Origin of the sequence: Methanohalobium sp., from assembly GCF_046546175.1 — an archaeon.
GTDB lineage: Archaea > Halobacteriota > Methanosarcinia > Methanosarcinales > Methanosarcinaceae > Methanohalobium.
Window position 1 is genome coordinate 1 of record NZ_JBKGYF010000060.1, and the last position, 10,422, is coordinate 10,422.

The 10,422-nt window shown below is 36.8% G+C and carries 10 protein-coding genes and 2 pseudogenes; 3 read left to right on the plus strand and 9 right to left on the minus strand.

What is annotated here, in order from left to right; all coding sequences use genetic code 11:
• The first annotated feature begins 123 nt into the window (after positions 1-123).
• Positions 124-1,719: an FMN-binding glutamate synthase family protein gene (locus tag ACLFMM_RS07190; protein ID WP_410808046.1), complete on the plus strand. Its 1,596-nt coding sequence runs from the start codon at positions 124-126 to the stop codon at positions 1,717-1,719.
• 13 nt (positions 1,720-1,732) lie between these two features.
• On the opposite strand, the gene ACLFMM_RS07195 is transcribed toward ACLFMM_RS07190, so the two are convergent.
• The 3 genes from ACLFMM_RS07195 to ACLFMM_RS07205 form a co-directional block, all read right to left on the minus strand.
• On the minus strand, positions 1,733-2,140 hold the full coding sequence (locus tag ACLFMM_RS07195; protein ID WP_410808047.1) for a DUF1284 domain-containing protein: 408 nt from the start codon (positions 2,138-2,140) through the stop codon (positions 1,733-1,735).
• A gap of 10 nt (positions 2,141-2,150) precedes the next feature.
• Positions 2,151-3,125 (minus strand): DUF128 domain-containing protein, encoded by a 975-nt coding sequence (locus ACLFMM_RS07200; RefSeq protein ID WP_410808048.1) that lies wholly within the window; start codon positions 3,123-3,125, stop codon positions 2,151-2,153.
• A gap of 159 nt (positions 3,126-3,284) precedes the next feature.
• Entirely contained in the window at positions 3,285-4,934 is a 1,650-nt protein-coding gene (locus ACLFMM_RS07205) for an ABC1 kinase family protein (protein ID WP_410808049.1), read from the minus strand.
• Positions 4,935-5,170: 236 nt separating this feature from the next.
• Here ACLFMM_RS07205 and ACLFMM_RS07210 point away from each other — a divergent pair, with 236 nt between their 5' ends.
• On the plus strand, positions 5,171-5,437 hold the full coding sequence (locus tag ACLFMM_RS07210) for a DUF3303 domain-containing protein (protein ID WP_410808050.1): 267 nt from the start codon (positions 5,171-5,173) through the stop codon (positions 5,435-5,437).
• Positions 5,438-5,554: 117 nt separating this feature from the next.
• Here the strand turns inward: ACLFMM_RS07210 and ACLFMM_RS07215 are convergent, their stop codons facing one another.
• From ACLFMM_RS07215 to eno, 3 genes are all read right to left on the minus strand, one after another.
• Positions 5,555-6,070: a hypothetical protein gene (locus ACLFMM_RS07215; RefSeq protein ID WP_410808051.1), complete on the minus strand. Its 516-nt coding sequence runs from the start codon at positions 6,068-6,070 to the stop codon at positions 5,555-5,557.
• 14 nt (positions 6,071-6,084) lie between these two features.
• Entirely contained in the window at positions 6,085-6,396 is a 312-nt protein-coding gene (locus tag ACLFMM_RS07220) for a phasin family protein (protein WP_410808052.1), read from the minus strand.
• Between the two features lie 439 nt (positions 6,397-6,835).
• The gene (gene eno, locus ACLFMM_RS07225) at positions 6,836-8,110 is read right to left on the minus strand and encodes a phosphopyruvate hydratase (protein WP_410808053.1); all 1,275 of its coding nucleotides are present in this window, start codon (positions 8,108-8,110) and stop codon (positions 6,836-6,838) included.
• A gap of 214 nt (positions 8,111-8,324) precedes the next feature.
• Here eno and ACLFMM_RS07230 point away from each other — a divergent pair.
• Positions 8,325-8,668, plus strand: a pseudogene (locus ACLFMM_RS07230) (DJ-1/PfpI family protein).
• Here the strand turns inward: ACLFMM_RS07230 and ACLFMM_RS07235 are convergent.
• The 3 genes and pseudogenes from ACLFMM_RS07235 to ACLFMM_RS07245 form a co-directional block, all read right to left on the minus strand.
• On the minus strand, positions 8,662-9,108 hold the full coding sequence (locus tag ACLFMM_RS07235) for a PPC domain-containing DNA-binding protein (RefSeq protein ID WP_410808054.1): 447 nt from the start codon (positions 9,106-9,108) through the stop codon (positions 8,662-8,664). The pseudogene ACLFMM_RS07230 and the gene ACLFMM_RS07235 overlap by 7 nt on opposite strands.
• Positions 9,109-9,726: 618 nt before the next feature.
• Positions 9,727-9,965, minus strand: a pseudogene (locus ACLFMM_RS07240) (RNA-guided endonuclease TnpB family protein); the annotation flags it as partial.
• A 224-nt stretch (positions 9,966-10,189) separates the two neighbouring features.
• Positions 10,190-10,321, minus strand: coding sequence for a hypothetical protein (locus ACLFMM_RS07245; protein ID WP_410808055.1), 132 nt, complete (start codon positions 10,319-10,321; stop codon positions 10,190-10,192).
• Between the last annotated feature and the right edge of the window lie 101 nt (positions 10,322-10,422).

Below are 10,422 nucleotides of genomic sequence, written 5' to 3' on the forward strand. Positions count from 1 at the left end.
CAAAGCCAATTTTTTAGTAAACTATATATAAGATGATACCTCAGTTACTTGCCGTTTGCTGTGTAGAACCAATCACAGCGATATAAATAACATATTCTTCAAATGAAATGCAGAAGGGATTATATGGGAAACCTTAGACAGCCAAACGCAAACGAAGCAACAAGAACCTTCAACCGTTCTAAAAGTGTAGCTCCAATGTCCGGAATATGTACACGATGTATAGATGGATGTCGTGGAAACTGTGAAATTTTCAAATCATCATTCAGAGGAAGAGAAGTTCTTTATCCTGGACCTTTTGGAGAGATAACTGCTGGAGCAGATAAAGACTATCCGGTAGATTATTCACATTTAAATATCCAGGGATATGCTATTGGTGCACAGGGTCTTCCGGACGGAATAGAAGCAAGTCCTGAAACAGCAAGGTTCCCGAATGTTGATACTGAAACCGAATATGGTTGGAATAAAAAAGTAAGAATGTCAGTACCAATGTTTACCGGTGCGCTTGGTTCCACTGACATCGCAAGAAAGAACTGGGAACATTTTGCAGTAGGTGCAGCTATTTCTGGTATCACACTTGTATGTGGAGAAAACGTCTGCGGTGTCGATCCTGAACTTAAATTTGATGGTGAAGGAAAAGTCAAAGAATCCCCAGAGATGGACCGCAGAATTGAAGCCTATAACAGACTCCACGAAGGTTATGGTGAAATGCTTGTTCAGCTTAACGTAGAAGATACAAATCTTGGAGTTGCTGAATATCTTGCCAGCAAGCACAACATGGATACCATCGAGATAAAATGGGGACAGGGTGCTAAATGTATCGGTGGAGAAATCAAAGTGAAAACTCTTGACCGTGCACTTGAACTTAAAAGACGAGGATATATTGTAACACCAGATCCAGAACTATCTTCAGTACAGGAAGCATTTAAGGTAGGCGCTATAAGAGAATTCGAGAGGCATTCAAGGCTTGGTTTCGTAGATAAGGAAGACTTCATGGAACAGATCGACTATCTGCACTCCATCGGATTTGACCGTGTTACCCTAAAGACCGGTGCCTATTCCATGACTGAAACCGCGATAGCCCTTAAATATGGTTCTGAAGCAAAAGTCGACCTCCTTACCTATGATGGTGCACCCGGTGGTACTGGAATGAGTCCATGGCCTATGATGGAAGAATGGGGTATCCCTGCATTCTATCTGCAGTCACTTGTTTACGAATTTGCTGAAAAACTGAACAACAAAGGCGAAAAAGTTCCAGACCTTGCCATGGCTGGTGGATTCTCCAGTGAAGACGGAATTTATAAAGCTCTTGCAATGGGTTCACCATACTTTAAAGCAGTATGCATGGGTCGTGCATTGATGATACCAGGAATGGTAGGTAAAAACATCGGAAGCTGGCTTGATGAAGAAAATCTTCCAAAGACAGTTGCAGAATACGGTCACAGGGTAGATGAGATATTCCCACACTACGAAGAACTTGAAGAGCGGTATGGAGAAAATGAGATGAAAAACATGCCGCTTGGTGCCCTTGGAATTTATTCCTATGCACAAAAAACCAAAGTTGGTCTGCAGCAGCTGATGGCAGGTTCAAGAAAATTCAACATCTCCAAACTCGACCGCAAAGACCTCATGGCACTTACCGAAGAAGCTACAAAGATTTCGGGCATCGATTATGTAATGGATGCCTATCGAGATGTTGCAGAACAGATTCTGGAAGAATAATCTTCCAGTTTTCTTATTTTTGTTCAAAATCTCCTGATAAATACCATCGGCATTTTTCTTTCCAGTTACAATTTTCACAGATTTCCTTCACATCAGAAATTTTGCATAACTTATTGTTTACAAGTGAAAATGCACATTCTGAAGACATTATAGTATGTTCTTTCAAATCCAGTTTATCCAGTACCAGATTATCCAAAATCTTGATATCTGATGTATGGCTCATTACACAGATTCCATTTTTGTTATGAGGACAAAGGGAACAAATAATGTCACAATCAGTTATTAATTCTATCTGGGATCTGGTAGAATTGAGACAATCAATAACATACCTCATATTGTCCACAAACTTTTTACTGTATCCATATCCCTGAAAGCCCTGGATACAGAGCAAATGATGAGTTCGGATTTTAATCGGTAACATTTCAGGGTATTTAAAGTTTTGACATATCACTATATTCAAGCACGGTAGAAACCGGATTAGTAACTACATCGATTCCTGTTTCTTCTATAGCACAGATAGAATTAGTACCAACATAAACTGGTACACCGGACATTCCAAAATCGACTGGTGCTCCAAAAACATGTTCACCGGATTCCCCAATTTTTATAACTCCACCAATTTCTGATGCATTAATCAGTTTCATCACATTAAGAGCTTGTTCCGATGACGAAGCTGGAATGGTCCTAAGATTCGCAAGCACTTTCCCTGTGCCTGTATCAAGAACATCTAGAACAGATGTTGGTTTTCTGCTCATGAAAATTTTAATAGGGTCTATAGAGGTTCCACTATATGATATAAGGTCTTGGAAATTTACAGGTTTATAATTGTCAATGTTTAATGTCCCACCATGTGCAGGCTTTACAGGAATACCCTGTTTTAATAGGATTCCGTCGATGGTTATACTGCATACAGTCGCAATTGCAGTTTTTCCGTTTGGTACATCAATTTTTGAATCGGTATCTTCATCAAATATCTGCACCCTTGGGCTGATTGTCATTCCACTGGATGTTACAATTTTGAGTATTTCCAGTGCATCATCCAGGTCGTCCTTATCAATCATAGAAACATTTACTATTACATTTCCTTTTTCTGATTTGGGGTCAAAGTTCATCCGATACATTAACTCTTCAATACGGGTGCTTACAAAGCTAAGACGATCTCCTATAAGCGCATCTTTGAGTTCTTTTTCACCCAGTTCTGTAATAACACGTCCTGAATACCCCTCTTTCTTGGTAAATCCTCTCTCATCCAGTATCCTTAAATGATAGCGAACCGCACGTTCTCCTATTCCATATCCCCTGTTGTTCAATTCATCAGCTATGGTTCTTGCACCTACTGGTTTATCACTTTCACTTATAATGCGCATTATTTCAATGAGTTTTCTTTCAATCAGTGCATCTGTCATATTTCAACATCCAGAAACATTATCTCTAAACCGATTATTTCACAATAAAATTTACATATATATGGCCAATATTTATAGAGGAAAAAATATCACTTTATATAATTTCACCAGTAGATAACAGTATTCCTTTTTCCTAAATATAGATTTTTACGACATAATTTATATATTTCCTGTTTTGAGAATGTGTATCACAAGTCCCATTCCAAATATACCAGCTATTACAAATCCTACAAGACCAAAAAACGGAACCCCCCATATCACCGGACCAAGCCCGGCCTGGATTATCAGAGAAGAACCGATTATTATTGATGCTATAATGAGACTAAATGAAATACGGTTGCTTGCAGCATTAATTACTGAGACAACTGGTTCTATTCCTTCATGTTTGAAAACAATTCTTGCTTCTCCGTCCAGTACAGATGTGAGAATGTTGGACAATTGTTTGGGTAATTTATTAAAAAACCTTCCAAAATATCTCGCGTCTTTATATACTGATTTGGAAATATTTACAGGATTTAACCGTTCACGCGTTAATTTTTTGGCATGTGGTTCCGCAATTGTTATTATATTAAAACCAGGAGCCATTAATGTACCAAACCCTGCAATGGTCATCATTCCCTTTATCAACATCGCCAGATTGTTGGGAATCGTTACATGGTTCCTTCTAAGTACCGCAACAATATCTTCAATCATAGCAGCACCGTCAAGATGATACAGGGGTCTGCCATAGTATTTGTTCAGTATGTATTCAATATCCAGTATTAGTTTCGATGTGTTTACATTGTACCCTATCATTCCAAATTCTCGAAGTATTTCGATATATTGTGATGTATCTCTTTCTACAATTGCAATAAGTGTGTCTATCAGACCCTTTCGCATATAATCCGGTAAATAACCCACCATTCCAAAATCAAGAAGAGCTATTCTTCCATCCCACATTAACATTACATTTCCTGAATGTGCATCTGCATGGAATACACCATCTTCAAAAACCTGTTTCATGAATGATTTGCCGCCGATTTCAGCAATTTTATATCTGTCAAATCCATGTTTATCGATTTTTTCAAAATCATCTCCTTTAATACCTCTAATGTACTCAGTTGTAAGTACAAATTCACCGCAGTATTCCCAGTACACATCATGGATGTAAATGTTAGGGTCATCTTTCAGGTTCTGTGAAAATCGCTCGATGTTTGTAACTTCTCTCACATAATCCATTTCCGCATGGATTGATTTTGAAAATTCATCAACAATATCAATAGGTCTATATAATTCAGCACCTTCTATATGCTGTTCAGCAAACCCGGCTAGACTGTACATGATGTCAAGGTCTGATTCGATTACCTTTTTTATACCCGGTCTCTGTACTTTAACCGCAACTTCTGTCCCGTCAAGTAATTTTGCATAATGAACCTGCCCAATAGATGCGGATGCTATCGGTTCTTCCCTAAATTCTGAAAACAGTTCACTAATGCCCTTTCCAATATCTTTATTTATAGTGCTTTTAACCAATTCAAAATCAAAAGGCTGCACGTTATCCTGAAGTTTTGCAAATTCATTGGCATATTTTGCAGGTATAAGGTCATGGCGCATGCTAAGAATTTGTCCCAATTTAACATAAGTAGGTCCTAGCTCTTCAAGGGCCATACGTACTCTTTCTGGACCGGTTAAATATCGGTATTCTTTTTTTGGTCCTCTTCCTATCTTTGACTTAAAAGACCCTAATGGTCTAAGACCCATCCGATCCACTATATGCCCAAACTCATATTTAATAAGGACATCTACAATATCTTTATACCGTTTTAGCATACGGTATTTGCGAAATGTACCCGGTGACATATTTTCAGTTTAATGAATTGGTTGTTGATTAATATAAGGGAATGATTTTATTACAGTTATAGTATTAGTAGTATTTTCTTATTACATAAATATCAGGATTTAATGGCTTTAAACTAAAACTTATAATAGAAAAAAATATATGCGTTAAATGTTATAAGTATTTGTGTAAGTTATTTGTGTACTAACACAGATTGGAGAGTGATTAAATGTTATTTATGGCAACAAGTAAATGGAAACCTGAGAATAGAGACGAGGTACTGGAACACTTTAAGGAATTAAAGGTACCATCCGGAATTGATATCAAAAATCAGTGGGTTGACTTAACTGGGGGAAGATATTTTATACTGTTTGAGACAGATAATGCAGAAGCATATGGTGCTTTCAACCTACCGTGGAGTGATATATGCGAAATTGACTGTGTTCCTGTAATGGAATCAGCAGAATTCATGAAACTCATGTCAAAACATCAGTAAATATTTAAACCCATTTCAATGTGGCAGGGTATTAAATTAAGGAATACCCTCCAATTTTATTATATTTAAACAATATAATCCCAAATCCCAAATATATAAAGGATATGGGGATCAATTTTAGGGATGCAGCGGTACATTTACTGCTGAACCATCCACTTCCAATGTAAAATCACCAGGTGGAAGAGCCGATGTGTCATAACTGAAACTAAAATTTCCTTTGTTATCTGACTTTATTTTCTGCAAAGCCTGAATATTGAGGTTAACACTGGAAACACTTGGTTTAGCTTTACCATAAACTTTGGTGTTGTATGTTCCTGATGGTACATTTGAGTCTTCAAACACAGCAACACCTGATGAAGATTCCCTTTTACGGGTAAACCAGAATAATAATTTAACACCGAATTTAACATTTTCAACTTCTTTGGCAGTAATCGTATAACGATTTGGAGGGGATGGAATATCTACGTTGTTAAATACATATTCGTATATACCATCCTTAACAGATACATCTTTTTCAAAAGAAATGACTATATTCACCTCTGATTTGGGAGATGTTTTTCCAGTTATTTTTAAAACATCCCCTACTACTGGTTCCGATGGGAAAAAATCCCAGGAAAAATTAGAATTTTGCAAGTACAAATCCTCTATTACTTTTTTTCTTTTAATTCATCCAATGTACTTTGAAGCTGGTTCAGCTTTTCTTCAAGGTTTTTATAATCATCTTTTGTTGCAAGGTTGTATTCTTTAAATGTTTCCTGGACTTTTTCAGATATCTTATTTTCAATATCTTCCTTTTGTTTTCTGCGTTCGGCTATCATTTCATTTATTAATTTTTTACCTTCTTCCCTACTTAACTCTCCCCTCTGTACAAGGTCTTCAACAGTTTCATTAATTTTTTCTTCTGTTAGAGCCCATGCTCCAATTCCCATAAGTGCCAGTTTTTTCATACTTTCTATCATAAACAAAACCTCCAAATTAAGAAGAAACGTCTATCTATATATATCTGTAATCCCCCTATAAAATAGTTGTTCATCATCTGGTAAATACATATCGCAAATATAAAACCCACAAAATTTATCCAAAAATTTATAAAAATTGAGGCTGAAAACCCTTATGTCTTTAGCATCGCATCAAGTCGTAGATTTAATGCAGTTTCATTTCTTTGAAATAAAAGATAAGGATGAATACCATCTAATCAATTGAATAAGGTTTGAATAATATTAAATTATAAAAATATTATATATTGTAATTGATAACCAAAATTACAATATAAACACTTTCAAACGAGGGGTAGACCTTGTGGACTTGTTTCCATTCATCTTAAATGGTTTTAAGAACAACTCTAAATATTTGATTTAGAGTGAGGAAAAAGAATGAAACAGGAAGCCAAATGGTAGTTCACAGCTGCATGAAGTGGGCAATATCTCCAAGGTTTTCTTCAATCCTTAATAACTGGTTGTATTTTGCAGTACGCTCACTTCTTGCAGGTGCTCCGGTTTTTATCATGTCAGCACCTAGTGCAACTGAAATATCGGATACCATGGCGTCTTCGGTCTCACCAGAGCGGTGGCTTACAATGATACTGTAACCATTTCTGCTTGCCATATTGGCTGCATCAAAGGATTCTGATATAGTGCCGATCTGGTTAACTTTAAGCAGCAGTCCGTTTGCAGCATCCATTTCAATTCCTCTGGTAAGCCGGTTTACATTGGTGACAAACAAATCGTCTCCAACAATGATAGTATTCCAGGCTTCACGTGTAAGTTCTGCAAAATCTTCGAATGAATCCTCATGGAACGGGTCTTCGATTGAAAGTATGGGATAGGTATCCAGAAGTTCCAGATAGTAATCTATGAGTTCAGAAGATGTCATAATCTTTCCATCGATTGTATAGTTGCTCCCATCAAAGAATTCTGAAGCAGCGGCGTCCAGACCTATTGTAATCTCAGTTTCTGAATAACCTGCTTCTTCAATAGCATTGACTAGGGAATCTAAGGCATCTGATGTCACATCTATTGGAGGTGCATAACCTCCTTCATCACCCACATTTGTAGCAGCAGGCCCATATTTTGATTCCAGTAATTTTCCAAGGGCATGATAGGTTTCTATACCCATCTGAAGGGCTTCAGCAAAAGAACCAGCTTCCTTTGGCTGAATCATAAACTCCTGTATTGCAAGTCCATTTCCTGCATGCTCTCCACCATTTAGTACATTCATAGTGGGTACCGGTAAGTTAAATGAATTGGTTCCACCAAGGTATGAATACAATGGAAGGTTAAGCGAATCTGCAGCAGCTTTAGCAACTGCCATTGAAACACCAAGTATTGCATTGGCACCGAGGTTCATTTTGTTTTCAGTACCATCCATTTCAATTAATAATCCATCAATCTGTCTCTGATATTGTACATCTAATCCCAGAAGTTCATTTTTGATGGTGGAATTAATATTTTCCACAGCATTGAGTACGCCTTTACCACCATAACGATCAGATTTATCTCTAAGTTCTAAAGCTTCATTTGTTCCTGTAGATGCACCCGATGGTACACTGGCTCTACCAAAACCATTACCTGTAAATACATCTACCTCTACAGTAGGATATCCTCTTGAATCTATAATTTCCCTCGCATGTATATTTTCTATTTTATACCTCAGGTCCTCTCTGACGTATGACATAACTATCACCTCTAGAATATTTATAATCTAGAATCCATAAGTGTTATAACCGTATATAGTGTTACCGTTATCCTGATGAAAAATTACAATATGTTCTTCTGGTTTTATCAGACTGTATGGCATTAATTTAATTGCGGATTAAGTTATAAATTATCCGAGGGTATAAAATTTGAAAGTACTGATACTTACTGATGAAGGTTTTGAGGACAGAGAATTGCTGTATCCTTATACACGATTGAAAGAAAAAGGTATCGATACCAAAATAGAATCTACAGAAAAAGGCACAATAAAAAGGTGCTTGAAATAACAATACATTTTATGAATAAAGGTAAACTTGTTGCGGCTATTTGCCACGGACCCCAGATTCTTGTATCAGCAGATGTTGTAAAAGGTCGCAGAGCTACGTCCTACAACAGTGTTAGAAAGGAACTTGCATCATCAGGAGCTAAAGTTATGGATGAAGAAGTGGTAAAAGATGGTAATCTTCTCACATCAAGAGAGTTTCAGGATTTACATGTATTTGGAAGAGAATTGATGAAATTGGTCAAAAATCATTGATTTTCTTTAAATTGTATCGGTGAGAATCCTTTACTATTATCAAACATCCTGACTGCTGAAATGTTACTCAGTTCCATGATAAAGACTTCAACCACCATGAACGTTTCATTTTCCCCTCTCAGACATCCAACCTTTACATTATCACGGTTCCCGGCGGATGTATGGAGATGGATTTTAGGCTTTTCGTTTTCAAAAAATATATCACCGATACCCATAACCTCACTTGGTTTATCCAGTTTAGCCCATACCGGTTCAGGAGGTATTGTTTTATTCTCCGGACCGGTTACCAGATTGGCATCACCTACCGCACCCAGCAGTACAAAGACTGCTGAATGAATGTTCTCATATTTTGCAAGTTTTTCAAGCTCTTCTATCAGATTTTCTTTATTGTCGATTCGTACAGTAAAAACTCTGCCAATATTACCTTTTGCATATTCCATTTTTAACCTCTGGTTCTGGTATCATTAAGATTTTACTATTATTTTCCATCCACCCGTCTTTCTATACGGTCGATTTTTTCGCCATATTTTCATCGCTCTTGTTGTTTATTTTTGCGTCAAGGTTACATATGGGTTCGTCACCTATAATGATGGTTGGATTTTACCATGCCCCTGCAACGGCAGTATGCTGGTTTTAACCTCCTGAAAATTCACAGGGTTTATGGTCTATATGGTCCAAATCACCACGTGTTATAGTAAGGTCTACACCATCCAGTGCCCTGAGTTCTGTAGCATTGGTATATACTTTGCTCAGGTTTTTTATCTCTATAATGTTGAAATTACTGTTTTAATCCATGGATGATATGATCTTTTGATTTCTCTGGGTATTATTTTTTTGTGCTCATCTGATTAATGTACTTTGCTTTCTGGATTTGATAATTATTATCAATACACCCAGACCAACAAAACGAAAACCATAAATAATTACTTTTCTACTTAAATGTCAGCTACTAACCGCTAAAGCGGTTAGCTGTCCTTCCACCTGTTAACTAATAGAAGCTAAGCGGAGGGGACATTAGGAAGGCTGACAGCTCCCATGTGTGCTATGGTCTTTCAGTAGTTGCTGTAGCTTTCAGCTACTTTACCGATTGCCTGACAGTCAACTGAACAGACAGACCGAATTTTTGCTTAATATCATAATAAGTCAATTTCTGAATCCCGGTTTTACCACATTTTTTGTTGTACCATGCAGCCTCAGAAGCATAGTTGCAGGCTTCATTGAACTTCTCCATGGTTGTCAGTAGTTTATCATGTTGTTCTCTATTGGGATTCAGTTTTACTTTCAGCGTCAGGAGCATGATATCTATAAATATTTTATACATATATAAAATGATTATGAAGCAGAGATGCTATTGTTGATTCGTTAATAGTTTGTTTAAGTTTGGACGCTTTCCTCACTCTTTAAACGAAGTTTAAAGATATCTTTTAAATAACTTAAATCAATGGTTTAAGTTTAACTCTAAATTTTTAATTTAGAGTGTTTTGATTTAAAGAGAACAGTTAAAACTGTTGGCTTCCTGCTCTATTTTTCGTGAACGCTCACAGCTTTCAATGATATGAGTATATATAATAACACGGTAATGACAATCGCTAGAAACAAAGCTTTCGTTGTTGTTTTCTCCGGTTTTTTGGTTTCCTGTGATAACCTGACAATTTCTTCAAATCCGCACTCCTAAATTTACATAAAATGATGTAAACTCAGGTGAGAAAGTATCATCTTTCTCGTTTAATTCGGTTGCATATTTATTTTCGAGT

Coding starts and splice junctions, on each gene's coding strand:
- ACLFMM_RS07190 (WP_410808046.1), top strand. CDS start 124: ATGGGAAACCTTAGACAGCCAAACGCAAACGAAGCAACAAGAACCTTC.
- ACLFMM_RS07195 (WP_410808047.1), bottom strand. CDS start 2,140: ATGTTACCGATTAAAATCCGAACTCATCATTTGCTCTGTATCCAGGGC.
- ACLFMM_RS07200 (WP_410808048.1), bottom strand. CDS start 3,125: ATGACAGATGCACTGATTGAAAGAAAACTCATTGAAATAATGCGCATT.
- ACLFMM_RS07205 (WP_410808049.1), bottom strand. CDS start 4,934: ATGCTAAAACGGTATAAAGATATTGTAGATGTCCTTATTAAATATGAG.
- ACLFMM_RS07210 (WP_410808050.1), top strand. CDS start 5,171: ATGTTATTTATGGCAACAAGTAAATGGAAACCTGAGAATAGAGACGAG.
- ACLFMM_RS07220 (WP_410808052.1), bottom strand. CDS start 6,396: ATGATAGAAAGTATGAAAAAACTGGCACTTATGGGAATTGGAGCATGG.
- eno (WP_410808053.1), bottom strand. CDS start 8,110: ATGTCATACGTCAGAGAGGACCTGAGGTATAAAATAGAAAATATACAT.
- ACLFMM_RS07235 (WP_410808054.1), bottom strand. CDS start 9,108: ATGGAATATGCAAAAGGTAATATTGGCAGAGTTTTTACTGTACGAATC.